General features: G+C 67.7%; 19 protein-coding genes. 9 read left to right on the forward strand and 10 right to left on the reverse strand.

Annotation, left to right across the window (positions count from 1 at the left end; all coding sequences use genetic code 11):
• Positions 1-22: 22 nt before the first annotated feature.
• The 4 genes from QM732_RS02215 to QM732_RS02230 all read left to right on the forward strand — a co-directional run bounded on the left by QM732_RS02215 (position 23) and on the right by QM732_RS02230 (position 4,828).
• The gene (locus QM732_RS02215) at positions 23-1,969 is read left to right on the forward strand and encodes an alginate lyase family protein (protein WP_415654582.1); all 1,947 of its coding nucleotides are present in this window, start codon (positions 23-25) and stop codon (positions 1,967-1,969) included.
• Entirely contained in the window at positions 1,966-2,718 is a 753-nt protein-coding gene (locus QM732_RS02220; protein ID WP_415654583.1) for a WecB/TagA/CpsF family glycosyltransferase, read from the forward strand. Before QM732_RS02215 ends, QM732_RS02220 begins: the two co-directional genes overlap by 4 nt.
• Before the next feature lie 122 nt (positions 2,719-2,840).
• Positions 2,841-4,154 (forward strand): phenylacetate--CoA ligase family protein, encoded by a 1,314-nt coding sequence (locus QM732_RS02225; protein ID WP_415654584.1) that lies wholly within the window; start codon positions 2,841-2,843, stop codon positions 4,152-4,154.
• Positions 4,151-4,828, forward strand: a complete 678-nt coding sequence (locus QM732_RS02230) for a class I SAM-dependent methyltransferase (RefSeq protein ID WP_415654585.1) — start codon at positions 4,151-4,153, stop codon at positions 4,826-4,828. Before QM732_RS02225 ends, QM732_RS02230 begins: the two co-directional genes overlap by 4 nt.
• A gap of 21 nt (positions 4,829-4,849) precedes the next feature.
• On the opposite strand, the gene QM732_RS02235 is transcribed toward QM732_RS02230, so the two are convergent.
• Positions 4,850-7,351: a heparinase II/III family protein gene (locus QM732_RS02235; RefSeq protein WP_415654586.1), complete on the reverse strand. Its 2,502-nt coding sequence runs from the start codon at positions 7,349-7,351 to the stop codon at positions 4,850-4,852.
• Positions 7,352-7,545: 194 nt separating this feature from the next.
• A complete protein-coding gene (wecB, locus tag QM732_RS02240; RefSeq protein ID WP_415654587.1) occupies positions 7,546-8,652 on the reverse strand; it encodes a non-hydrolyzing UDP-N-acetylglucosamine 2-epimerase in 1,107 nt (368 codons plus the stop codon).
• Between the two features lie 207 nt (positions 8,653-8,859).
• Here wecB and QM732_RS02245 point away from each other — a divergent pair, with 207 nt between their 5' ends.
• The 3 genes from QM732_RS02245 to QM732_RS02255 all read left to right on the forward strand — a co-directional run bounded on the left by QM732_RS02245 (position 8,860) and on the right by QM732_RS02255 (position 13,301).
• Entirely contained in the window at positions 8,860-9,867 is a 1,008-nt protein-coding gene (locus QM732_RS02245) for an NAD-dependent epimerase (RefSeq protein WP_415654588.1), read from the forward strand.
• Between the two features lie 535 nt (positions 9,868-10,402).
• Positions 10,403-11,794: a group II intron reverse transcriptase/maturase gene (ltrA, locus tag QM732_RS02250; protein WP_415659321.1), complete on the forward strand. Its 1,392-nt coding sequence runs from the start codon at positions 10,403-10,405 to the stop codon at positions 11,792-11,794.
• A gap of 181 nt (positions 11,795-11,975) precedes the next feature.
• The gene (locus QM732_RS02255) at positions 11,976-13,301 is read left to right on the forward strand and encodes a UDP-glucose dehydrogenase family protein (RefSeq protein WP_415654589.1); all 1,326 of its coding nucleotides are present in this window, start codon (positions 11,976-11,978) and stop codon (positions 13,299-13,301) included.
• Between the two features lie 4 nt (positions 13,302-13,305).
• Here the strand turns inward: QM732_RS02255 and rfbC are convergent, their stop codons facing one another.
• The 8 genes from rfbC to QM732_RS02295 all read right to left on the reverse strand — a co-directional run bounded on the left by rfbC (position 13,306) and on the right by QM732_RS02295 (position 21,879).
• Positions 13,306-13,857, reverse strand: coding sequence for a dTDP-4-dehydrorhamnose 3,5-epimerase (gene rfbC, locus QM732_RS02260; protein WP_415654590.1), 552 nt, complete (start codon positions 13,855-13,857; stop codon positions 13,306-13,308).
• An 86-nt stretch (positions 13,858-13,943) separates the two neighbouring features.
• On the reverse strand, positions 13,944-14,837 hold the full coding sequence (gene rfbA, locus QM732_RS02265) for a glucose-1-phosphate thymidylyltransferase RfbA (RefSeq protein WP_415654591.1): 894 nt from the start codon (positions 14,835-14,837) through the stop codon (positions 13,944-13,946).
• A gap of 25 nt (positions 14,838-14,862) precedes the next feature.
• Positions 14,863-15,744: a dTDP-4-dehydrorhamnose reductase gene (gene rfbD / locus QM732_RS02270; protein WP_415654592.1), complete on the reverse strand. Its 882-nt coding sequence runs from the start codon at positions 15,742-15,744 to the stop codon at positions 14,863-14,865.
• Positions 15,741-16,799: a dTDP-glucose 4,6-dehydratase gene (rfbB, locus tag QM732_RS02275; RefSeq protein WP_415654593.1), complete on the reverse strand. Its 1,059-nt coding sequence runs from the start codon at positions 16,797-16,799 to the stop codon at positions 15,741-15,743. The genes rfbD and rfbB overlap by 4 nt, the downstream gene beginning before the upstream one ends.
• Complete coding sequence (locus tag QM732_RS02280; protein WP_415654594.1) at positions 16,796-18,229, reverse strand: mannose-1-phosphate guanylyltransferase/mannose-6-phosphate isomerase; 1,434 nt, start codon at positions 18,227-18,229, stop codon at positions 16,796-16,798. Before QM732_RS02280 ends, rfbB begins: the two co-directional genes overlap by 4 nt.
• 2 nt (positions 18,230-18,231) lie before the next feature.
• A complete protein-coding gene (gene galE / locus QM732_RS02285; protein WP_415659322.1) occupies positions 18,232-19,254 on the reverse strand; it encodes a UDP-glucose 4-epimerase GalE in 1,023 nt (340 codons plus the stop codon).
• Entirely contained in the window at positions 19,251-20,501 is a 1,251-nt protein-coding gene (locus QM732_RS02290) for a hypothetical protein (RefSeq protein WP_415654595.1), read from the reverse strand. The genes galE and QM732_RS02290 overlap by 4 nt, the downstream gene beginning before the upstream one ends.
• Positions 20,491-21,879: an undecaprenyl-phosphate glucose phosphotransferase gene (locus QM732_RS02295; RefSeq protein ID WP_415654596.1), complete on the reverse strand. Its 1,389-nt coding sequence runs from the start codon at positions 21,877-21,879 to the stop codon at positions 20,491-20,493. Before QM732_RS02295 ends, QM732_RS02290 begins: the two co-directional genes overlap by 11 nt.
• A 133-nt stretch (positions 21,880-22,012) precedes the next feature.
• On the opposite strand from QM732_RS02295, the gene QM732_RS02300 reads away from it, so the two are divergent.
• The gene (locus tag QM732_RS02300; RefSeq protein WP_415654597.1) at positions 22,013-22,558 is read left to right on the forward strand and encodes a hypothetical protein; all 546 of its coding nucleotides are present in this window, start codon (positions 22,013-22,015) and stop codon (positions 22,556-22,558) included.
• Complete coding sequence (gene ubiB / locus QM732_RS02305) at positions 22,555-24,117, forward strand: ubiquinone biosynthesis regulatory protein kinase UbiB (protein ID WP_415654598.1); 1,563 nt, start codon at positions 22,555-22,557, stop codon at positions 24,115-24,117. Before QM732_RS02300 ends, ubiB begins: the two co-directional genes overlap by 4 nt.
• The last annotated feature ends 61 nt before the right edge of the window (positions 24,118-24,178 follow it).

Consider the following 24,178-nt stretch of genomic DNA (forward strand, 5'->3'; position numbering starts at 1 on the left):
GTGCAGCGCGAAGGGTGGACGAGTGAGCAGCAGCCAGGAAGCCCAGGGCCGCTGGCGCTGGCTGTGGAACCGCCTGCGCTGCATGACGCCGGCGGAGGTGCTGCATCGGGCCGCGCGCGCCGCGACGGCGGCCCGGCGCCAGCGCCTGATGGCTGCGCCGGTGCCGGTGCCGGCACTGGCGAACGCCCCGTGCTGGGTGCAGGTGCCGCAGCCTGGGCAACTGGTGGCTGGCACGGCTCCCTATCTGGAGGAGGCGAAGGCGCTGCACGCGGGCCGGGTGCGCCTGTTCGAACGCGAGCGCTTCGACGTTGGCGCGGAGCCTGACTGGCTGCGCTGCCCGTTCACGGGCGTGACCGCGCCGCTGAAGCCCGCGCGGCGCATTGCTATCACGGACCGGGCCCAGGTCGGCGACATCAAGTACCTGTGGGAGCTGAACCGCCATCTGCAATGGGTGACGCTGGCGCAGGCCTGGGCGCTGGACGGCGACGTCGCGCATCTGGACCTGCTGAGGCGCCAACTGGCCGGCTGGCTGCAGCAGAACCCGCCCGGGCAGGGTCCCAACTACACGAGCAGCCTGGAAGCCGCCATCCGGCTCTTGAACTGGTCGGTCGCCTGGCAGCTGCTGGGTGGGGCTGACGGCGTGATCTGGCGGGGACACGAAGCCCTTCGCGACGCCTGGCTGGAGGCGGTATACCGCCATGCCCTGCAGGCCGCGCGGAGCTATTCCCGGCACTCCTCGGCCAACAACCACTTGATCGGCGAGCTGTGCGGGGTCTATGTGGCCAGCCGCACCTGGCCGGCCTGGCCTCGGTTGGCACGCCTGGGAGATGCGGCGAGGCAGGAGCTGATCGAGCAGATCGACCGCCAGGTGCATCCCGACGGCGTGCCGGCGGAGCAGGCCTTCGAGTACGCGGGCTTCATCTTCGACTTCCTGTGGCTGGCCGAGCGCTGCGCCGCGGCGAATGCCGAACCCATGCCCGAGGCCTACCGGGCGCGCCTGCGCGTGATGGCCGACTTTGCACATGCCTTGGGCGGCGCAACCGGCGGCATGCCCGCCGTGGGCGACGCCGACGGTGCCGAAGCCCTGCGGCTGGATCCGCGGCCGGGCCGTGAACCGCTGGCAGCACTGCTGGAGAAGGAGGCGGCGCTTGGCGGCCGTGCCGTGCCGCCCTGGCTGCATCCGCGCGACGACATCGCCTGGCTGGGGCTGGCGCGCCCGCCGGTGGCGATGCGCGCGCCGGCCACGCTGGACTTTGACGCGGGCGGCTATGTGCTCTTCGAGGGTGCGGGCCTGCAGGGCGGCATGGATACAGGACCGCTCGGCTACCTGGGCATCGCCGCGCACGGCCACGCCGATGCGCTGGCGCTGTGGCTCAGCGTGGGGGGTGAGCCGCTGCTCATCGATCCCGGCACCTATGCCTACTGGGCCGACAAGGCGTGGCGCGACTACTTCCGCGGCACCTCGGCGCACAACACGCTGGAGCTGCTGGGGCGCGACCAGAGTGACAGCGGCGGGCGCTTCATGTGGACCCGGCATGCGCGGGCACGGCTGCTGCGGCGCGAACGCGCCGGCCCGGGGCGTTTGCGCGTGGCGGCCGAGCATGATGGCTACGGTGCGGCGCTGGCGCATCGGCGCGAGCTGGCAGTGGACTGCGAAGCTGGCCGCCTGGAGGTACAGGACATGACGCCGCAGCCGGTCGAGGCGGCCTTGCACTGGCACCTCGCACCGGGCTGGCAGTGCGAGTTGCTGGGCGATACCTTGCTGGCCCGCCGTGGCCGCTGGCAGGCTCGGCTGCGTGTGCGGGCCGACGCCCCGGGCGAGCTTGTGCTGCTGCAGGGGCAGACCGATCCCCCGCTGGGCTGGGCCTCCGGAGCCTATGGCGACAAGCAGCCCAGTCCCGTGTTGCGCTGGCGTGGCGTTGCCGCCCGCTGGAGCACTTTCATCGACATCGAATCCGTTCCCGCATGACTTCGAACCGCATCCAGATCATGGGCTGCAACGTCGACAACCTCAGCATGGAGGAGACGCTGCAGGTCGTCGACGGCTTCATCCGCAGTGGCCGGCCGCACCAGCACGTGGTCGTCAACGTCGACAAGATCGTCAAGGCGCAGCGCGACGAGGAATTGCGCCGCATCATCAACGAGTGCGCGCTCATCAATGCCGACGGCATGCCGGTGGTGTGGGCCTCGCGCTGGCTGGGCAAGCCGCTGAAGGAGCGCGTGGCCGGCGTGGACCTGTTCGAGGCCTTGATGCAACGGTCGGCACGGACGGGCTGGCGCGTCTACCTGCTGGGGGCGCGTAACGAGGTGGTGCAGGGCGTCAAGAACCTCTATGAGCGCAAGTACCCGGGCTTGACCGTGGCCGGCGCGCGCGACGGCTACTGGAAGGCGGGCGAGGACGAGGCGGTGGCGCAGCAGATCGCGGATGCGCGGCCGGACATCCTCTTCGTCGCCATCAGTTCGCCCAAGAAGGAGCAGTTCCTGGGCCGCTACCAGGCCATGATGAAGGTGCCCTTCGCCATGGGCGTGGGTGGCACCTTCGACGTGGCGGTAGGCAAGGTCAGGCGCGCACCCGTCTGGATGCAGCGCAGCGGCCTGGAGTGGTTCTACCGGTTCCTGCAGGAGCCGCGGCGCATGTTCAGGCGCTACTTCATCGAGGACATGGCTTTCGTGGGGCTGTTCTGGCGCGAGTGGCGCGCGACAGCGAAGCGAAAGTAAATTGAAATGTAAACAATTGAAAATTTCGGCTGGAGAGAGGGGGAGGACCCTTGTACGCCAGCCGAATTTACAGAACGAGCCCGCCATGGGCGCAGTCATGGCTATTGAGCGGGCGCGCCTGGATGAGGGGCGTGCTGCGCGAGGGCCGCGGCATGCAGGACGAACTGCTGGATCTGTCGCGCACGGAGCGCATGGACACCCGCCAATTGGAGGTTCTGCAGGTGGCACGCCTGCGGGAACGCCTTGTGCAAGCGGGCAGCGAAGTGCCGTACTACCGTGCACTGTTCTCCCGCTCGGGCTTCGAGCCACGCGACTTCACGTCGCTTGAGCAACTGGCGTCCTTGCCGATCCTTGAGAAGACCCAGGTCCAGGCCGCCGGGGAGAGCTTGTGTTCCGACGCGCGCATCGGCCCCCGATTTCGCAGCACCAGCAGCGGGACCACGGGCAGCCACCTGCAAGGATGGCGTGACCTGCACTCCATCGTGCGCGAAAACGCTTTCGTCTGGCGTCAACTGCAATGGGCGGGCGTCCAACCCGGCGAGCGGCGCGCCTGGCTGCGTGGGGACAAGATCGTGCCGGCGGACCAGCAGCGGGGCACTTTCTGGCGCCTGAATCGCGCAGACCGTTTGCTGATGCTGTCGAGCTACCACCTGACCCCTGCGCGCGTGGATGAGTACGTCGAGGCGCTGGAGCGCTTCGATCCCGTGGCCATCCAGGCCTACCCGTCGGCCATGGTGTTCATCGCGGCCGTGCTGGATGCGCAGGGCCGCCGCTATGGCCAAGGCCGCGGCAGCCCGCGCAAGCTGAAGGCCATCGTGACCTCATCGGAGACCCTGCTGCCGGCCCAGCGCCAGTTGCTGGAGCGCGTGTTCGGCTGCCGCGTGTTCGACTGGTACGGGGCCTTCGAGCGCGTGACGGCCATCGGCACCTGCGAGGAGGGCAACTATCACTTGCTCAGCGACTATGGCTACGCGGAGTGGCCGGGGGTTGAGGACGGGCAGGACCTGATCGGCACGGGCTTCGACAATCGGGCCATGCCCCTGCTGCGCTACCGCCTCAACGACCGGGTGCTCATGGAGCCTGATACCTGCGGAACTTGCCCCTGCGGCCGGGCCTTCCCGCGCGTGCGGGCGGTGCTGGGGCGTGGCCAGGACGTGCTGTACGGGCTGGATGGCCATCGCGTCTTCATGCCAGCCAATGTGTTCGACAACCTGCCGGGCCTGGTGGCGGGCCAATGGCGCCAGAACCGGCCGGGCCACGCAGAGCTGCTGCTGCAGTTCCAGCAGGGCCGGGGCATTCCCGAGGGTGACGTCGAGGCCGTGGCCCGTCGCTACACGGGGCCGGCCATCGACATCCAGATCCGCTGCGTCGACCGCATCGAACGCACGGTGGCCGGCAAGCTGCCTGCTGTCGTGCACGAGTTCGTTGCCGCGTGACGGCGCTGCTGCGTCGCATGTGGGTGAGTGCCACCCGGCTGGGGCCGCGCCGCAGCGCGCAGACGCTGCTGAGCATGGCCGAGGATGCGCTGTTCGACCTGCGGCTGGGAACCGACACGACGGCAGCCGTGGCGCAAAGCAGGCTGAAGGTGCTGAGCCCGGACAAGCAAGCGGATGCCAAGCCCTACGTGATGACGCGCGCCCGCGCACTGCGTCATGCGTTCAAGCGCTGTCCGGCGCCGCGCGACCTGCGGTTCAACGACATCGGCTGCGGCAAGGGCAAGGTGGTGATCACGGCCGCGCTGGAGGGATTCCGCAATGTACGCGGGCTGGACTTCGCGCCCGAGCTTGTGGAGGCGGCGGAGCGCAACCTGGCGCTGGTGCGCGAGCGGCTGCCTGCTGGCAGTCAGGTGAGCGTGCAGTGCGCCGACGTGACACAGGCCGAGTTTGGCCCCAGCGACTGCGTGTTCTTCCTCTACAACCCGTTCGCCGCTGACGTGATGCGCGGCTTCAGCGAGCATCTGGCGCGGTCGCTGCAGCTGCACCCGCGCAAGATCTGGGTGATCTACGCCGATCCGGCCTTCCTGTCCACGATGCTGGCGCACCTGCCGGTGCGCGAGACGGGCCGTAGCGCCTACGGCGGATTCACCTTCGTGCAGCTGGAAACCAACTGACGAAGGCGGGCCGGATGCTGTCTACTGCGGCAGTGTGACGGCTCGTTTGTCGAACTGGATGGCCTTGCCGCCGGACACGCTGACGACCACCTGCGTGCCTGCGCGCTGCACCTGGACGGGCACGTTGCGGCAGCTGTCCCGCAGCACCGTGAGGTGGGCGAACTCCGCGGTGCGGGCCAGGGCCGTGAAGCGGCCGTGCGACTGCGCCGGCTGCGTGGTTTCGGGTGCGACATCCCAGGCAGTGGTCTGGGTGAACGAGGTCGTGGGGCCGTAGCGGTCCAGGCAGACGGAGGCCGCGCCGTTGACGGCCCGCACGTTGGCGGCATCGGCCACGAAGGCATTGGGCGAGTGGAAGTTCAGTTCCCACTGGCGGGCCGTGGCGCTGGTGGCCCAGTCGTAGACCAGGGTGACGCCGTTGGCCTTGTCCACCACGACGCTGCGCACGGCATTGGTCAGTGCCGGCACCCAGGTGCCATAGACCGGGTGCACGCCGCGATAGGCGAGCGTGGCGTCGCCCGTGACCGCAGCATAGCTGCCCTGCGTCTTCGCCAGGGTCAGCGAGCCGCTGGAGTCCATGCTGTGGAAGGGATCGGTGGGCTTGGCTGCGCCGGCCGAACTCTCGCTCTGACCGAAACCGCCGTCGTAGGTGAGTGCGTTTGCGTAGCGTGTGGCGCGGGTGCTCTTGTGGTGAGGGCTGTTGTAGTACGGGTAGTAGCCTGCATTGATGAGCAGCGGCAGGCCCTGCGAGACGTAGGCCACCGAGTTCTGGTCGGCGTGCGAGTGGTTGTAGGCACCAAAGCGGCTGGAGCGGAAGAACACCGATGTGCGGTCGCTGCGCTTGATGTCGGTGTGCATGGCGGCCAGACCGGTGTCGGTCGAGAACCAGTCGTTGGCCGTCGGTGCCACGGGCGCCGGCAGGGCCCGGGCATCGGCTCCCAGCAGCAGCAGGTCCCAGACGCTGGCGTCGTCCGGCTTGCTCATGTTGGCCGCGCGTGCCTGCAGGTACCAGCTGTCGCGAGGGTCGCGGGACTGGCGCGCATGCATGCGCATGTAGGCGGGGCTGTAGACGTTGTACAGGTCTCGCGTCTCCATCTCGTCACCGAACGCGCTGGGCTGGAGCCAGGCCGGGGCAGAGAAGGCCATCAGCTGCTCGCCCGCACGCTTGAACGCCGGCAGCTGATAGAGGTTCACGCCGGATATGACCCGTACTGCCGCAGCGTAGGGGACTGTTCCGGTGAAGTTGTACCAGGCGTAGGCGATGCCGTTGCCGAAGCTGCCGTCGGCGCCCCAGATCTCCAGGTTGTAGAGGCTGAGATCCCAGTAACGGGCCAGCATGCTGGACGCCTCGGGGAACTCCGGAGCTCCGGTGACCAGCATCAGGGTCTGCGTGACATAGCGCAGATTGGTCTGGCCATGCGAGTCGAATGGCTCCTTGTTGAGCTGCTGCAGCGAGGCCGTGGTCTGCAGAACCCGCGCGCGCAGGGCAACCACGATCCGGCTGCGTTCGGTGGTCGTGAGGTCGTTCCAGAACAGGTCCAGGCCTTCGGCCAGCACCAGGTAGATCTCGCGGTTGGACTGGTCCGAATTCGTCTCGCTGGTCTGGCCGGTCGGGCTCCATCCGGCGAGGTTAAGCACGCGCGCCTTGGCCTGCGCGAGCATGGTGGTATTGCCGTCAAGCCGGCCGACCAGCGCGAGATTCTCGATATTGAAGCGTTCGCCGCGCGTGATCTGCACGAGATTGCGCGTGGCCTGAACCTGGGCCAGGTTCGCCGTACCCACGGTCGAGCCGCTACCGTCGGGGTTGGCGGGGACCGCCTGGGTGAGGGCCCAGTTGGCGCGGGCGCGGATCAGCGCCAGAGCGGGCAGGTTCTCCGCCAGCAGGGCCGTGCTGCGCAGGGAGGCGAAGCTGGAGCCGGAGGCCAGCATGCGCGGGCGCGCACGGGAGGCCACCTGGGTCGCGACGGTGGTGCCGTCAGGCATGTCGGCGATCGTGATCGCTGCGGTGGTCTCGCTGCTCGCCGTGGCGGACAGGGTGGCCATGGAGGTGCGCGCTGCAGCTGCTGCGATCGTGAAGCGGCGCCAGCTGGTGGTGACGGGGGCGCCCTTGGTGTTGATGTAGTTGACGGCCCACTCGTAGTCGCCGGCACCGAGCTGCTGAGCTAGGCGCAGCCGGGGCTCGGCGATGCCTGCAAGGCTGTACACGATGCCGCCACCGGCGCGGCGCACGCTCAGGCCGTAGGTTGAGCTGGAGAGGCGATCGCGGGCCTCTGCCCAGGAGAACAGCGGCGTGCTGGAGAGCACGCTGCAATCGTCAGGCTCGATCAGCCGTTGATGCGTCGGCATGTTCGACAGCCAGTCAGCCGGCAGGGTGGTGCAGGTTGCGGTGCCGGCGGACGAGGGCTCGCGGCGCAGTTGCTCCTCGATATCGGCTGTGGGGTGCTGTCGAGGCTGCTGGCAGGCGGTCAGTGACAGTGCCGCGGCGAACACGCAGCAAGACAGGGGAATTAGGCGAACGGCCAGCATCTCGGAACTCCAGAGCGACCTGCGCAGAAAAAGCATGCGCAGGGCAGTGCGGCCATTTTTGTTCAACCGCCCGGGAAATGGGGCTCGCCGGACGGTAACCATCGGTGATCGGGTGACCGAATCCACACCTGGCCCCCGCTGCCATCCAACTGTCTTGCGGTGAGGACTCGCACGGCGCCGGCGTCCGGCCGGGGTCAGGTGTCGAGCTTGTCGACCAGCACGGCCACGATCCGCTCGGCCGACTTGCCGTCCCACAGTGCGGGACGCCGGCCCTTCTTGCCATTGCCGGCAATGGCCTGCAGCGCGTGGTGGATGACGTTGTCGGGGTTGGTGCCGGCGAGCACGTTGCTGCCCTCGTCCACGGTGACGGGGCGCTCGGTGTTCTCGCGGATCGTGACACAGGGCACGCCCAGGGCCGTGGTCTCCTCCTGCAGTCCGCCGCTGTCGGTCAGCACGACGACGGCGTCCTTCCACAAGTGCAGGAAACTCATGTAGGCCTGCGGGCCCATCAACGTCACGTTAGGCCCAAGGTCGATGCCGAACTTCTCGATATTGGCGCGCGTGCGCGGGTGCACCGGGAAGACCAGCGGCAGTTCCTGGCCGACGCGGCGCAGCACGGTGGCCACCTTCTCCAGGGCCTCGGCACTGTCGACATTGCTCGGGCGGTGCAGCGTGACGACCGCGTAGCGGGAGTGCTGGCGCTTGAAGGCGTCGCTTTCCAGGCCGGAGGTGTCTTGGGTTGCGAGCTTGTCGGCCTGATAGAGCACGTTGTCCACCATGACGTGGCCCACGTCCCAGACCTTGCTCATGTCCTTGCCTTCGCGCTGCAGGTGGGCATAACCGCTGGGTTCGGTGACGAAGAACCAGTCGGTGATGGCGTCGGTCACGAGGCGGTTGATCTCCTCGGGCATGGCCATGTCGCCACTGCGCAGGCCGGCTTCCACATGGATGACGGGCACGCCGGCCTTCTTGGCAACGATGGAGCAGGCAAGGGTGGAATTGACGTCGCCGACCACGAGGCAGGCCTGCGGCTTCTCGCCAGCGATCAGCTGTTCATAGGCCAGCATGATCTTGCCCGTCTGTTCGGCATGGCTGCCTCCGCCGCAGCCCAGCCGCACGTCCGGCGCGGGGATGCCCAGCTCCTCGAAGAAGACGTCGTTCATGTCCCGGTCGTAGTGCTGGCCGGTATGCACGATCTTCCAGTCCAGGCGGCCGTTGCTGCGCAAGGCCCGCACGATGGGCGCAATCTTCATGAAGTTCGGGCGCGCACCGGCAATCAGATGGATGCAGGGTTTGGACATGGCGTGGGGCCTGGGCTCAAGTTGGGGCGGAATTCTAGGAGGGGGATCCGGCCCCCGCGAGGCTCATTCGGGGGGCAGGCCCGGATGCCGCACGATGGTTGTGTGCCATCGCGCATTCGGGTGGCGCCGGGTGCTGGTCCCGGCGAGCCACTGAGCCAAAATGCTGGCCGGCCCTGTCCTGTTCCTATTTCCTCCTGGGTGGATCGCTTGAAAATTCTCGTTACCGGCGCTGCCGGCTTCATCGGCATGCACGTCAGCCAGATCCTGCTGGCCCGAGGCGACCAGGTCGTGGGCCTGGACAACCTGAACGACTATTACAGCCCGCAACTCAAGCAAGACCGCTTGGCGCGCCTGACGTCCAACCCGGCCTTCAGCTTCGTGCGCATGGATGTGGCCGACCGCGAGGGCATGGCCAGGCTGTTCGCCGAACAGCGCTTCGACCGCGTCGTGCACCTGGCGGCCCAGGCCGGGGTGCGCTATTCCATCGAGAACCCGCACGCCTATATCGACAGCAACATCGTCGGCTTCACCAACATCCTGGAGGGGTGCCGCCACAACGGCGTGCAGCACCTGGCCTATGCGTCCAGCTCCAGCGTCTACGGCGGCAACACGCTGATGCCGTTCTCTGAGCATCACAGCGTCGACCACCCCATCAGCCTCTACGCCGCGACGAAGAAGGCCAACGAGCTGATGGCCCATACCTATTCGCACCTGTTCGGCCTGTCGACGACGGGCCTGCGCTTCTTCACGGTCTATGGTCCGTGGGGGCGGCCGGACATGGCGCTGTTCCTGTTCACCAAGGCCATCATCGAAGGACGGCCCATCAACGTGTTCAACCACGGGCAGATGGTGCGCGACTTCACCTATATCGACGACATCGCCGAAGGCGTGGTGCGCGTGCTGGACCGTACCGCCACGGCCGACCCCGGCTACGACCCAGCCCAGGCCGACCCCGCCCGGTCGAGCGCGCCCTATCGGGTCTTCAACATCGGCAACCACGCGCCCATTCAGCTAATGAGCTTCATCGACGCCATCGAGCAGGCCGTGGGCCGCGAGGCAGTGAAGAATTTCATGCCCATGCAGGACGGCGACGTGCCGGCCACGCATGCCGACGTGGAGGAACTGGCCGCGTGGACGGGTTTCCGCCCGGCCATGCCGGTGCCCGAAGGCATCCAGCGCTTCGTGGCCTGGTATCGGGAGTACTACAAGGTCTGAGCGGCCCAGCAGCCGCACGAGCTGTCGCCGCAGACCGCCCCGGTCGAGGCCGCGGGTGGCCAATGAGATGGTCACCCCCATCGCATGTTTGCCCCGAACACCCCGGTGACATAGGTTGCCGGGGTGTTTTTTCAGTGCGCCCAGCATGGGCGCACTCCTACGGGTGCAAGTCCCGTCGTAAGTTGATCACGACGAACGAAGCGAAGCGCAACTGCGTGAGGGCGACCGAGCGTGGGAAGGAAGCGTGGAGCGCAAACCGCGAGCCGATGAACAAGAACCGCATAGAAGGCGCTGCCGAGCAGGGCGAGCGGGCTGAAAACCGCGAAGCTCTCGTGATCAAGGCGAGGCGGCGTAGATGCGGCGGTTGTGCGGTGAAGGAGCGCGTGCCTTACCTGGGGACGCCTCGCCTTATGGCTGAAAGGCCGACGGCGCTGCCGGAGCGAGGTCTCAGCAGAGGTCGTAGTAGCTGGGTAGCGGGGCCGCCGAGGCCGCCAGCGAGAGGCGAAGGACCGAACGGGAGTGAGTGACCAAGGACGTGGGAATGCCAAAGGCCATGCGTCAGATGCCGGCAGCGTCCGGGCGGGTAGGCGTAGCGCACGGTGAAGCCGGGCGTGATCCTGCCAGTGACGAAGCCTGCGGCCCGTCCCATGAACACCAGGGCACAGGGTCGGCAAAGCAGACGGTGGGGGCTGGCACCCTGCTGGAAGCGGCGCTGACGAGAGAGAACCTGCAAGCGGCCTGGAAGCGGGTCAAGGCCAACAAGGGCGCAGCGGGCGTGGACGGGCTCGACATTGAGCACACCCAGCGCCTGCTGCAAACGAAGTGGCCGCAGATCCGCCAAGAGCTGCTGGCGGGGCGATACCGGCCATCGCCGGTACGGCGGGTGATGATCCCCAAACCGGACGGCAGCCAGCGCGAGCTGGGCATCCCGACGGTGACGGACCGGTTGATCCAGCAGGCACTGCTGCAAGTGCTGCAACCGCTGATCGACCCCAGCTTCAGCGACCACAGCCACGGGTTCCGCCCGGGCCGGCGAGCGCACGACGCGGTGAAAGCCGCGCGGGCGTATGTCCAGTCCGGCAAGCGCGTGGTGGTGGACGTAGACCTGGCGAAGTTCTTCGACCGGGTGAACCACGACATCCTGATGGACCGGCTCAAGAAACGCATCCCGGATATGGCCGTGCTGCGGCTCATCCGCGCGTACCTGAACGCCGGGATCATGGAGGGCGGGGTCAAGGTGGATCGAGACCAGGGCACGCCGCAAGGCGGGCCACTGAGTCCGCTGCTGGCCAATGTGCTGCTCGACGAGGTGGACAAGGCACTGGAGGCGCGGGGCTACAGCTTCGCGCGCTATGCCGACGACGCCAACGTCTATGTGGGCAGCGTGAAGGCCGGCGAGCGGGTGATGGCGTGGCTCAGGAAGCTGTACGGCAAGCTGAAGCTTCAGATCAACGAAGCCAAGAGCGCGGTCTGCAGCGTCTTCGGACGCAAATTCCTGGGCTACACGCTGTGGGTGGCTAAGGGGCGCGAGGTGAAATGCAAAGTGGCTCACAAGGCCCTGAACAACTTCAAAGCGCGCATCCGGCAACTCACCGGCCGCTCAGGCGGGCGCAGCATGGCGCAGGTGGTGCAAGGGCTGCGGCCCTATCTACTGGGTTGGAAGGCGTACTTCGGGATGGCGCAAACACCAACCGTCTGGCGCGAGCTGGACGAATGGCTACGCCACCGGCTGAGGGCCCTACAGCTTAAGCACTGGAAACGCGGAACGACTATGTATCGGGAACTGCTGGCGCTGGGCGCCCGCGCTGATGTTGCTCACCGTGTAGCGGCCAACAGCCGACGCTGGTGGCGTAACAGCGCAAAGGGACTCAATGCGGTCCTGGACATTGCGTCGTTCGACCGACTTGGCCTGCCCCGACTCTCCTGACCTCAAGCTCTCGAACCGCCTGGTGCGGACCCGCATGCCAGGTGGTGCGGCAGGGGCGCCTCCTCAAGGAGGCCCCCTATGCCGATTGTCATTTTTTTGAAGCCGCCGGCCGCCCCGGGCTTCAACGCGCCTGTCATGTGCGGTCATTAAAAAGCCGTTACCTCACTGAACGAGACACGGCATGAAAGTCACCGCCATCGGCACCGGTTACGTGGGTCTGGTCACCGGCGCCTGCCTGGCCGAGATGGGCAACCACGTCGTCTGCCTGGACGTGGATCCCGAGAAGATCCGCATCCTGAACGAAGGCGAGATCCCCATCCACGAGCCTGGCCTGAAGGAGGTGGTGCGTCGCAACGTCGCGGCTGGCCGTCTGCAGTTCACCACGGACGTGGATCATGCCGTGCAGCATGGCACGCTGCTCTTCGTCGGCGTGGGCACGCCACCCGACGAGGACGGCTCCGCGGACCTGCAGTACGTCGTCGCGGCGGCCCGGGCCATCGGCCGGCGCATGACCGACTACAAGGTCATCGTCGACAAGAGCACGGTGCCCGTCGGGACGGCCGACCGGGTGCGAGCGGCCATCCGGGAGGAACTCGACGCGCGGGGGCGCGGCGACATGCCGTTCGCGGTTGTCTCGAACCCGGAGTTCCTCAAGGAGGGGGCCGCGGTCGAGGATTTCATGAAGCCGGACCGCATCATCGTCGGCTCGGACGACGAGCAGGCCACGCTGCTGATGCGTGCCATCTATTCGCCATTCAATCGTGCCCAGGACCGCATGCTGGTCATGGACGTGCGCAGCGCCGAGTTCACGAAGTACGCCGCCAACGCGATGCTGGCCACGCGCATCAGCTTCATGAACGAGCTGGCCCTGCTGGCGGAGAAGGTGGGCGCGGACATCGAATTGGTGCGCCGCGGCATAGGCTCCGATCCGCGAATCGGCTACCAGTTCCTCTATGCCGGCGCCGGCTATGGCGGTTCCTGCTTTCCTAAGGACGTCAAGGCGCTCGTGAAGACGGCCGCCAACCTGGGACTGCCCCTGAAGGTGCTGTCGGCCGTGGAGGCCGCCAACGAGCGTCAGAAGCGCGTGCTGGTCGACAAGGTGGTGGAGCGCTTCGGCGAGGACTTGACGGGACGCCGTTTTGCGGTCTGGGGGCTGGCCTTCAAGCCCGACACCGACGACATGCGTGAGGCACCATCCCTCGTGGTGCTGGACGAGCTGACCCGACGCGGTGCGACGGTGCTGGCGTATGACCCGGTATCCATGCCCGAGGCGGCCCGCGTGCTCGGCCCGCGCGACGACGTGCGCCTGGTCAAGCGCGCCGAGGCCGCGATCGAAGGGGCCGATGCGTTGCTGGTGCTGACCGAGTGGAAGGAATTCCGCACGCCGGACTTCGACGCGATGAAGGCCGCGATGAAGGCACCGGTCGTCCTGGATGGACGCAATCTCTACGACCCCAAGCTGATGAAGGCGCTGGGCATTGCCTACAGCGGCATCGGTCGCGGCTGACGGCTCAGTCGAAGGTCTTGGCGCCTGCCAGCAGGGGGGCGGCCTCGTCCTTGGCAGACAGCTGGGGCGTGATGCCATCGAGCGGCCAGGCGATGCCCACGGCCGGGTCGTTCCAGCGCACGGCGCCTTCGCATTCGGGGGCGTACCGGCCGCTGGTCTTGTAGAGAAAGTCTGCCGTCTCGCTCAACACCAGGAAGCCATGCGCGAAGCCAGGCGGAATCCACATCTGGCGCTGGTTGTCGGCCGACAGCTCATGGCCCACCCAGTAGCCGAAGTTGGGGCTGGAGCGGCGCAGATCGACAGCGACGTCGAACACCGCACCATTGACGCAGCGCACCAGCTTGCCCTGGGGCTGCGGGTCGAGCTGGTAGTGCAGGCCACGCAGCACGCCGCGCGATGAGCGCGAATGGTTGTCCTGCACGAAGTGCACGTCGCGGCCGAGCAGCGCGTTGAAGCGCGCCTCGTTCCAGCTCTCCATGAAGAAGCCGCGCGAGTCGCCGAAGACCTTGGGCTCGATCAGCAGGACTTCGGGCAGGGCGGTGGGAATGGCTTGCATCTCAACAGCCTGCCTGATGGTCAGAAAGGCCGTTGGCGCCCTCGCGGGCGGCAGCGAACGAAGTGAGCGTCGGGGGGATCATGTCTTCAGAAAACGCGTTCGGTCAGCAGCCTGAGCAGGTACTGCCCATAGCCGTTCTTGGCCAGGGGACGGGCCAGCGCCTCCAACTGCCCGGCATCGATCCAGCCGGAGCGGTAGGCGATTTCTTCCGGGCAGGCGACCTTCAGGCCCTGGCGCTTTTCCAGCGTGGCGATGAACTGTCCGGCTTCCATAAGGCTGTCGTGGGTACCGGTGTCCAGCCAGGCGTAGCCCCGGCCCATGATCTCGACGTTGAGCTGGCCCTGGCGCAGGTAGTGGGCGTTGACGTCGGTAATCTCGAGCTCGCCGCGCGCACTGGGCTTGATGCCAGCGGCAATGTCGCAGACCTGCTCGTCGTAGAAGTAGAGACCCGTGACCGCGTAGTTGCTCTTGGGTGCCTTGGGCTTCTCTTCGATCGACCGTGCGCGCCGCGTGGCGTCGAACTCGACGACGCCATAGCGCTCAGGGTCCGTCACGTGATAGGCGAACACGCTGGCACCCGTGTCGCGCGCCGTGGCATGGTCCAGCAGGCCGGCGAAGTCGTGGCCGTAGAAGATGTTGTCGCCCAGCACGAGGGCGCTGGGATGGCCGCCGACGAAGTCGCGCCCGAGGATGAAGGCCTGGGCGAGGCCGTCGGGGCTGGGCTGCACGCAGTAGCTGATGTTGAGCCCCCAGCGCGAGCCATCGCCCAGCAAGGCCTCGAAGCGTGGCGTGTCCTGCGGCGTGCTGATCAGCAGGATGTCGCGTATGCCCGCGAGCATCAGCGTGCTCAGCGGGTAATAGACCATGGGTTTGTCGTAGACCGGCAGGAGTTGCTTGCTGACGGCCAGCGTGGCCGGGTGCAGCCGTGTGCCCGAGCCGCCGGCCAGGATGATGCCCTTGCGGGCCTTGTTCGTGCTCATGCGCGTGTCTCCGGCAGGATTTCGCTCAAAGAATCTCGTTCAGCATGCGCTCCACGCCTTGCTGCCAGGGTGGCAGATGCAGGCCAAAGCGCTGCTGCAGCTTGGCGCAGGCCAGGCGCGAGTTCAGCGGGCGCTTGGCGGGCGTTGGATAGTCGCTGGTCGGGATGGCGAGGATCTGGTCCGGCGCGACCCGGATGGCGGCGCCGCGCTTGCGGGCAAACTCGATGACGAAGCGGGCGTATTCATGCCAGCTCGTGGCGCCGCCCGCCACTGCGTGATAGGTGCCGAAGAGGGCGGGATTCACGCGCGCGGCGCGCAGCATGGGCACGGTCAGGTCGGCCAGCAGGTCGGCACCCGTTGGCGCACCGATCTGGTCTGCGATGACCGACAGCTGCTCGCGCTCGCCGGCCAGCCTCAGCATGGTCTTGGCGAAGTTGCCACCGCGGGCGCCAAACACCCAGCTCGTGCGCAGGATGAGGTGTTGGCAGCCGCTGGCGCGGATGGCGTCCTCGCCCTCGGCCTTGGTGGCGCCGTAGACGTTCAACGGACCGATGGCCGCTTCCTCGTCGCGGGCATGGCTGCCGCTGCCGTCGAAAACGTAGTCGGTGGAGTAGTGCACCAGCAGGGCGCCCAGGCGCCTGGCCTCGATGGCCAGCAGGGCCGGTGTCCTGGCGTTGATCTGCCGTGCGAGCTCCGGCTCGCTCTCGGCCTTGTCGACGGCCGTGTGGGCCGCGGCATTGACGATGACCTGGGGGGCGATGGCCTGGACCCGGGCCAGCAGGGCGTCAGGCTGCGTGAAGTCGGCGCCGTCGTCAAAGTCCAGCGCGATGACCTCGCCGGCCACGGCCAGCGAGCGCTGCAGTTCCCAGCCGACCTGGCCGCCCTTGCCGAGCAGTAGGATTCTCATGAACCGTATTGTTGGCTGACCCAGTCCCGGTAGGCGCCGCTTTGCACGCGTGAGACCCAGTCCGGATGGTCCAGGTACCACTGCACGGTCTTGCGGATGCCGGTCTCGAAGGTCTCGGCGGGGCGCCAGCCCAGCTCGCGCTCGATCTTGCGGGCGTCGATGGCATAGCGGCGGTCGTGGCCGGGGCGGTCCTGCACGTAGGTGATGAGGCGTGCATAGGGGCCGTCGGCCGAGGGCTTGAGTTCGTCCAGCAGCGCGCAGACCGTCTTGACGATGTCGATGTTGGCCTGCTCGTTCCAGCCCCCGATGTTGTAGGTCTCGCCCGGCGTGCCGCCGGCCAGCACGGCGCGGATGCCGCTGCAGTGGTCGGTGACATAGAGCCAGTCGCGGATCTGCTGGCCGTCGCCGTACACCGGCAGGGGCTTGCCCGCCAACGCGTTGACGATCATCAGCGGGATCAGCTTCTCGGGGAAGTGATAGGGGCCGTAGTTGTTCGAGCAGTTCGTCGTGACGACGGGCAGGCCGTAGGTGTGGTGCCATGCGCGCACGAGGTGGTCGCTGGCGGCCTTGCTGGCCGAGTAGGGACTGTTGGGCTCGTAGGGGTTGGTCTCGGCGAACGGCGGGTCGCTGGGCTTGAGCGAGCCGTAAACCTCGTCGGTCGAGACGTGATGGAAGCGGAAGGATTGCCTGGCATCGCCTGCCAGCCCGCTCCAATAGGCGCGTGCGGCTTCCAGGAGCGTGAACGTGCCACCGACATTCGTCGTCACGAAGGCTCCGGGGCCGTGGATGGAGCGGTCCACATGGCTTTCGGCGGCGAAATGCACGATGGCGCGCGGCGCGTGGGTGGCCAGCAACCGGTCGACCAGCGCACGGTCGCAGATGTCGCCCTTGACGAAGACGTGCCGCGCATCCCCTTCCAGCGATGCCAGGTTCTCCGGGTTCCCGGCGTAGGTCAGCGCGTCGAGATTGATGACGGGCTCGTCGGACTGGCGCAGCCAGTCCAGCACGAAGTTGCTGCCGATGAAGCCGGCGCCGCCGGTGACGAGGATGCTCATGTTCTGCCGTAGGTGTCTTCGAAGCGGACGATGTCGTCCTCGCCAAGGTAGGAGCCGGACTGCACCTCGATGATCTCCAGCGGCACCTTGCCCGGATTGGCCAGGCGGTGGGTCTGGCCGAGAGGAATGTAGGTGGACTGGTTCTCGGTCAGCAGGATGGTCTTGTCGCCGTTGACGATCTCGGCCGTGCCGCTGACGACGATCCAGTGCTCCGCGCGGTGGTGGTGCATTTGCAGGCTCAGCGACGCGCCCGGCTTGACCATGATGCGCTTGACCTGGAAGCGCTCACCCGAGTCGATGCTGTCGTACCAGCCCCAGGGGCGGTGCACTTTGCGGTGCAGCGCATGCTCGCCGCGCTGCTCGGCGCCCAGCCGGTTGACGATCTGCTTGACCTCCTGGCTGCGCGCGCGGTCGCTCACCAGCACCGCGTCGGCCGTCTCGACGACGACGACATCCTTCAGGCCCACGACGCCGACGAGGCGGCTGGTTGCGTGCACCAGGGTGTTCTGGCTGTCGGCAATCAATGCATCGCCGACGAAGGCATTGCCGTTCGCGTCCTTGTCCGCCACCTGCCAGACGGCCTCCCAGGCGCCGAGATCGTTCCAGCCGGCGTCCAGCGCCACCATGCGCAGCGGGATGTCGCTTCCGGGCAGTCGCTCCATGACTGCATAGTCGACCGACTCGGCAGGCACGGCGGCGAACTCGGCCTTGCCCGGCCGCACGAACTTGGCGTCGGTCTGGCGCTGTGCCCAGGCGGCACGGGTCGCCGCGGCGATGTCGGGGCGCAGGCGCTCTAGCGCCTGCATCCAGACGCTGGCGCGCAGCACGAACATGCCGCTGTTCCAGTAGTAGCCGCCCTCGGCCAGATAGCGCCGGGCCGTCTCCAGGTCGGGCTTCTCGACAAACTGCGCCACGGCCAGTGCGGCGGCGTCGCCCGTCGTGCGGATATAGCCATAGCCTGTCTCGGGCCGGTCTGGCGTGATGCCCAGGATGGCTACGGCGCCTTGCGCCGCGATGCGCACTGCGTCCTGCAGTGCCGCGGTGAAGGCGGCGGGCCGGGTGACGGTCTGGTCGGCCGGCGTCACGACGAGGACAGGGTCGGCGCCGCCTTCCAGCGCGGCCAGTGCGGCCAGCGTCAGCGCGGGCGCGGTGTTGCGGCCGCAAGGCTCCAGCAGCACGCTGCTGGGCTCCAGGCGGGTTTCTCGCAGCTGGTCCAGCACGAGGAAGCGGTGCTCCTCGTTGCCCACGATGCAGGGAGCGGCCAGTACCAGTTCGGGCGAGGCCAGCGCGGCCAGACGGCGCGCGGCGAGCTGGAACAGGCTTTCGTTGCCGGAGAGCACGAGGAACTGCTTGGGATACCCGGCGCGCGACAGCGGCCACAGTCGCGTGCCGGAGCCGCCGGCCATGATGACGGGTTGGACCTTGATCATGTTCAGGCGGGGCTGAAGCCGTGAGGGTTGAGATGCTGCCAGCGCCAGCTGTCCTCGCACATGCGGGCGAGATCCAGCCGGGCCTGCCAGCCGATTGTCTCGCGGGCCAGTGCCGGATCGGCCCAGCAGGCGGCCACGTCGCCAGGACGGCGCGCGACGATGTCGTAGGGCACGCTGCGGCCGCTGGCGGCCTCGTAGGCGCGCACCAGGTCGAGCACGCTGTAGCCCCGGCCGGTGCCGAGGTTCACGGTCAGCGAGCCGGGGTTGGCCAGCAGCCAGCGCAGCGCGGCGACGTGGCCTTCGGCGAGATCCGTCACGTGGATGTAGTCGCGCACGCCGGTGCCGTCCGGCGTCGCATAGTCGCCGCCAAAGACGGACAGCCGCGCACGCCGCCCGACGGCCACCTGGGCGACGTAGGGCATCAGGTTGTTGGGCGTGCCGCGCGGGTCTTCGCCGATGCGGCCGCTTTCGTGCGCGCCGACCGGGTTGAAGTAGCGCAGGCAGGCCGTCTGCCATGCCGGCTCGCTCACGCCGAGGTCGCGCAGGATCTGCTCGCCCATCAGCTTGGTGGCGCCATAGGGGCTGGTCGCCGAGGTCGGTGCATCCTCGCGCAGCGGCAACTGGTCCGGCGCGCCATAGACCGTGGCGCTGGAGCTGAAGACCATGCGCGTGCAGCCATGGCGCTTCATGACCTCGCAGGTATTGATGAGACCACCGAGGTTGTTGCGGTAGTAGGCCAGCGGCTGGCTGACCGACTCGCCGACGGCCTTGTAGGCGGCAAAGTGCACGACCGCGGCCGGCCTGTGGCTGGCGAAGATCTCGTCCAGGGCGGCGGCGTCGCAGACGTCGGCGCGCTCGAACTCGATGGGCGCGCTGGCCAGTTCCGCCAGTCGTTCCAGCACGACGGGAGAGCTGTTGGCGAAGTTGTCGACGCCCACGACGCGGTAGCCGGCCTGCTGCAGCGCCAGCCAGGTGTGCGAGGCGATATAGCCGGCGGCGCCGGTCAGCAGGATGGTGGTCATCAGTAGACGATGGCTTGGCCCGTGCAGCCGTAGCTGCTGGCACTGTAGACGTATTGCGGCACGCTGCTGTCGCGGCTCGCGTGGTTGTACTGGCAGGAGAGGCTGAGGCCGCGCGAGAAGGCCCAGCTCAGGCCCAGGGCATAGGCCTTGTCGCTGTCAAACGCTTCCGCGAGCATGACGCTGGCGTCGCCGGCGCGATGGCTGCGGTTTCGGCTGGCGCTCGCGTTCAGGGAGAGCTTGCCCGTCAGCGCGTAGCTGCCGGTGAAGCGCCAGCTCGTGTAGAGGCGGTTCACGTCGGTTGCCTGGCTGGTGCTTTCCTGGCCGGTGTCACGCGCGTAGTACACGCCCAGCTGGATCTTGCCGGTGGGCCGCCAGTTCCAGCCGACCGCGCCGGTGGTGCCGCTGAAGTCTCGCAGGTTGTCCAGGCTGTGCCTGAGCCGGCTGCGACTCAGGCGCGTGTTCAGGCTGCTGCTGCCACCGGTGTCCCAGCTGGTCGTGAAGTCGAAGTCGTCGCGCGTGTAGTCGTCAGCCTCGCTGCGGATCTCGAACTTCAGCGTGTCCGGGTTGAAGGTGAGGCCGACGGGGTAGCGCGGATATTGGCCCTTGGTGTGGCGCCCGACCAGGCCCAGCCTCACGTTGCCGCCCGGCGTGGCATAGACACCCAGCTGGCCGGTGTCCTGACGGAAGGCGAAGCGGTCGTACTCGGCGGCGCTGAAATCGCGCTGCTTGTGGGTCCAGCCGGCCTCGATCGAGTAGCGGGTCAGCACGCCCAGTCGCACCAGCGCGGCGTACTCGTCGTTGCGTTCGGTGTTCTTCTTGAAGATCGGGTCCACGCCGCCGCCGATGTTGAAATCGGCCAGCGCGCGGCTGGAGCTCGCGCTCAGCGTTCCCGACAGGCGGCCCACCGTCTGCCAGGCCAGGGCGCTGCGCAGCGTGTAGGACTGGTTGTTCAGGTCGCGGTTGGAGGAGTAGCGGTTGTTCTGCAGCAGCCCGTCCACCGTGACATGCTGGCGTCCGAAGCGCTGGTCCAGGCCGGCGAGCAGCCCGGTGCTCAGAACGGTGTCGCTGTTGCTCGCCTTGGTCTGCCGGAAGACGTTGGAGACATGCGAAACGCCAAGGGAGCCGCCGACATAGAACGGCGTGGTGTCGTCGGTCTGAGCCTGTGCCGAGGGGGCCAGGGCGGCGGCCGAGGAGGCCAGGGCGGCGAGCGCGGTCCAGTGGCAGGGGAGGCGGGAGGGCTTAATAGGCATGTCGATCGAACACGACCAGCCTCACGGTGCGCAGGATGATCTGCAGATCGAGGGCCAGCGACCAGTTGCGCAGGTATTCCAGATCGTATTCGACGCGCGCCACCATCTTGTCGATGCTGTCGGTCTCGCCGCGCAGGCCGTTGACCTGGGCCCAGCCCGTGATGCCGGGCTTGACCTTGTGCCGCACCATGTAGGCCTTGATGAGCTTGCGGTACTCCTCGTTGTGCGCGACCGCGTGCGGGCGTGGCCCCACGATGCTCATGCGGCCCTGCAGCACATTGACGAACTGCGGCAGTTCGTCCAGCGAGGTGCGGCGGATGAAGGCGCCGAAGGGCGTGATGCGGGGGTCGTCCTTGGTGGCCTGCTTGACCACCGGGCCGTTGTCCAGCGTCCGCATCGAGCGGAACTTGTAGACGATGATTTCCTCGCCGTCCAGGCCGTTGCGGCGCTGCTTGAAGATCACCGGGCCGGGCGAGCTGAGCTTGACGCCGATGGCCACCAGCAGCAGCAGCGGCGAGATCAGGACGAGGATGAGCGCGGCCAGCACCATGTCGCTGAGGCGCTTGACGAGCTGGTTGGTGCCCGTGAAGGGCGTCTCGCAGATGCCGACGACGGGCACTCCGTTCATGTCCTGCAGCCGTCCCTGGATGATGCTGATGCCGAACACGTCGGGAACGAAGAAGAGCGACGCTGTCGTGCCCTGCACCTGTTCTAGCAGTTCGACGATGCGCGGCTGCGAGCCGAGCGGCAGGGTGATGTAGACCTCGCGCACGCCGTTGTCGCGCACGAAGTCGCTGAGCTGGGACAGCGTGCCCAGGATGGAGGAGCCGGCCTCGGGATGCAGTCTTGCGGGGCTACGGTCGTCGAAGTAGCCGAGGCAGACGACGCCCTGGGAGTCGCGCAGCGCGCGAGCCACCTTGTGGCCCAGGGGGCCCGCACCGACGATGACGGCCGTGCGGCGGGCGCCGGGATCCCGGGCCCGCCATTTCTGGACGCGGCGGCCGGCCTCGGTTGCGGCGATCTGCACGATGGGCGTGATAACGGCCCACCAGAGCAGCACCTTGTCATCGAAGTAGTACAGGCTGTTGGTTGCGTAGCCGCACAGCAGCAGGATGCCCAGCAGCACCAGCCACGACGACAGCACGTCGACCAGGGCGCTGGCCGGATGGTCGCTGAAGCGGTTGCGGCCGGGGAAGGTGAGGGCGAAGACCAGCAGGCACAGCGTCAGGGCCGGCCGCAGCACGGGCTCGTCGAAATGGCCGTTCACGACGAGGAAGGTCAGAACGATGATGCCGGGCTCGAGGAAGGCGGCAATCAGGGACTCGACCGACTGCGGTGCGCTGTAGAACGTCCTCTTGTAGCTGCGGTCCTCAAACATCGTGGTCGGTTCGGTGGGCCTCGCAATAGGGGGCCACGGGGCTGGAAAAGCGAACGGGGATTCTCTATCAACAAATTTGACGATCGAACCCGCGGCGTCCCTTGTTCAGGGTCCGCTGCCTACAATCTTCGCCATGTCTTCTCCCTGGCCCATGCCGCCCCTTCCCTCGCTCGCGCCGCTGCTGATGCCGGCCCTGCAGGACCGCCTCGTGTTGCTGATCAACCATGTCGTCTCGCGGGAGCCCATTGCGGCGCAGCGCCTGCAGCCCCTGGCGGGGCGGGGACTCGTCGTGCATCTGGCGCGCTGGCCTGCGCTGTTGCCTGCGGCGCCGGATTTGATACTGGGTGTGACACCGGCCGGGCTGTTCGAGCGCCTGGAGGCCCCGCCCGCCGGCGCGGGGGGGCTGCGCATCGAGATCGATGCCGCCAATCCGGCCAGGCTGGCGCTGGGGGCGCTGAGCGGTGAGGCGCCCACCGTCAGTGTTCAGGGTGACGCCGCCTTTGCTGGCGAGATGCACTGGCTGATGGACAACCTGCGCTGGGACATCGAGGATGACCTGGCTGGCATCGCGGGGCCGCTGGCAGCCCGCCAGCTGGCCCAGTTCGGGCGCACGCTGCGGCGCTCGCTGTCGGGCATGGCCGCGCGTTTCGCGACGACGACGTCCGGCGGCGCCGCATGAGGTTTGTCTCGCGGCTGCTGGTCATCCTTTGGACAGTCTGGCGCTTCGGTCTCGATGACCTGGCCCTGTCGGGCCTGCGCCGGCGGCGCTTTCAGCTGCTGCGCCGCCTGACACGGCTGGGCCGGCGCTGGCAGGAGCCGCGCGGCGTGCGGCTGCGCATGGCGCTGGAGCGCCTGGGGCCCATCTTCGTCAAGTTCGGCCAGGTGCTGTCGACCCGGCGCGACCTGCTGCCCGTGGACGTGGCACTCGAACTGGCCAAGCTGCAGGACCGCGTTCCGCCCTTCCCGGCGGCGCTGTCGCGCGAGATGGTCGAGCGCGCCTTCGGCCGGCCTTTGGAGGAGCTGTTCGCCAGCTTCGACGCCGAGCCCGTGGCCAGCGCCAGCATCGCCCAGGTCCACTTCGCGACGCTGAAGGATGGCCGCGAGGTCGCGGTCAAGGTGCTGCGACCCGGCATGCTGGACGTCATCGATGACGACCTGGCGCTGATGCGCCGGCTCGCCGTCTGGATCGAGCGCTTCTCCGCCGACGGCCGGCGCCTGAAGCCGCGCGAGGTGGTCGCCGAGTTCGACATGTACCTGCACGACGAGCTGGACCTCGTCCGCGAGGCGGCCAATGCCGCCCAGCTGCGCCGCAACATGGACGGCCTGGACCTGGTCATGGTGCCCGAGATGCACTGGGATCTGTGCAGCTCCGAGGTCATCGTCATGGAGCGCATGAAGGGCGTGCCCATCTCGCAGCGCGCCGTGCTGGAAGAGGCGGGCATCGACATCAAGAAGCTGGCCCGCGATGGCGTGACCATCTTCTTCACGCAGGTGTTCCGTGACGGGTTCTTCCACGCCGACATGCACCCCGGCAACATCCAGGTCAGCCTGGCGCCCGAGACCTTCGGCCGCTATGTGGCGCTGGACTTCGGCATCATCGGCACGTTGACCGAGGTGGACAAGGACTACCTCGCCCAGAACTTCATCGCCTTCTTCCAGCGCGACTACAAGCGCGTCGCGGAATTGCACATCGCTTCCGGCTGGGTGCCGCCCGAGACACGCGTTGACGCACTCGAAAGCGCGGTCAGGGCCGTCTGCGAGCCTCATTTCGACCGTCCGCTGAAGGACATCTCGCTGGGTCAGGTGCTGATGCGCCTGTTCCAGACCTCGCGCCGCTTCAACGTCGAGATCCAGCCCCAACTCGTGCTGCTGCAGAAGACGCTGCTCAACGTCGAGGGGCTGGGGCGGCAACTGGACCCGGAGCTGGACCTTTGGGCCACGGCAAAGCCGTTCCTGGAGCGCTGGATGAACGAGCAGGTCGGCTGGCCGGCGTTCAACAAGCAGCTGATCAAGGAGGCGCCGCGCTTCGCCCAGCTCATCCCCGAGCTGCCGCGGCTGCTGCACGACGCGCTGAAGCAGCAGGCCCAGCGCGGCGGCGATGCCGAGCTGCGTGCCCTGGTGCGCGAGCTGCGCAGCACCAACCGGCTGCTGTCCGGGCTGCTCTGGGGCGCCGCCGGCTTTGCGTTTGGGGTCGCGCTGGCCTGGCTGGCGCTGCGCTTTCTCGATCTCGGCCTCTGAGCCACTGGCGTCACGACGCCTTCATAATCCGCGCCAAATTTTCCGGCCCAACCGCCCCCGC

Source organism: Roseateles sp., from assembly GCF_047654805.1.
Taxonomy (GTDB): Bacteria; Pseudomonadota; Gammaproteobacteria; order Burkholderiales; family Burkholderiaceae_C; genus Pelomonas.

What these genes read in the sequence shown, in the direction of transcription:
- QM732_RS02280 (WP_415654594.1), bottom strand. Translation starts at nt 18,229, where the DNA reads ATGATCAAGGTCCAACCCGTCATCATGGCCGGCGGCTCCGGCACGCGA.
- rfbB (WP_415654593.1), bottom strand. Translation starts at nt 16,799, where the DNA reads ATGAGCATCCTCGTCACCGGCGGCGCCGGCTTCATCGGCAGCAACTTC.
- ubiB (WP_415654598.1), top strand. Translation starts at nt 22,555, where the DNA reads ATGAGGTTTGTCTCGCGGCTGCTGGTCATCCTTTGGACAGTCTGGCGC.
- rfbC (WP_415654590.1), bottom strand. Translation starts at nt 13,857, where the DNA reads ATGCAAGCCATTCCCACCGCCCTGCCCGAAGTCCTGCTGATCGAGCCC.
- QM732_RS02220 (WP_415654583.1), top strand. Translation starts at nt 1,966, where the DNA reads ATGACTTCGAACCGCATCCAGATCATGGGCTGCAACGTCGACAACCTC.
- rfbD (WP_415654592.1), bottom strand. Translation starts at nt 15,744, where the DNA reads ATGAGAATCCTACTGCTCGGCAAGGGCGGCCAGGTCGGCTGGGAACTG.
- wecB (WP_415654587.1), bottom strand. Translation starts at nt 8,652, where the DNA reads ATGTCCAAACCCTGCATCCATCTGATTGCCGGTGCGCGCCCGAACTTC.
- QM732_RS02225 (WP_415654584.1), top strand. Translation starts at nt 2,841, where the DNA reads ATGAGGGGCGTGCTGCGCGAGGGCCGCGGCATGCAGGACGAACTGCTG.
- rfbA (WP_415654591.1), bottom strand. Translation starts at nt 14,837, where the DNA reads ATGAGCACGAACAAGGCCCGCAAGGGCATCATCCTGGCCGGCGGCTCG.
- QM732_RS02295 (WP_415654596.1), bottom strand. Translation starts at nt 21,879, where the DNA reads ATGTTTGAGGACCGCAGCTACAAGAGGACGTTCTACAGCGCACCGCAG.
- QM732_RS02290 (WP_415654595.1), bottom strand. Translation starts at nt 20,501, where the DNA reads ATGCCTATTAAGCCCTCCCGCCTCCCCTGCCACTGGACCGCGCTCGCC.
- QM732_RS02255 (WP_415654589.1), top strand. Translation starts at nt 11,976, where the DNA reads ATGAAAGTCACCGCCATCGGCACCGGTTACGTGGGTCTGGTCACCGGC.
- QM732_RS02300 (WP_415654597.1), top strand. Translation starts at nt 22,013, where the DNA reads ATGTCTTCTCCCTGGCCCATGCCGCCCCTTCCCTCGCTCGCGCCGCTG.
- QM732_RS02235 (WP_415654586.1), bottom strand. Translation starts at nt 7,351, where the DNA reads ATGCTGGCCGTTCGCCTAATTCCCCTGTCTTGCTGCGTGTTCGCCGCG.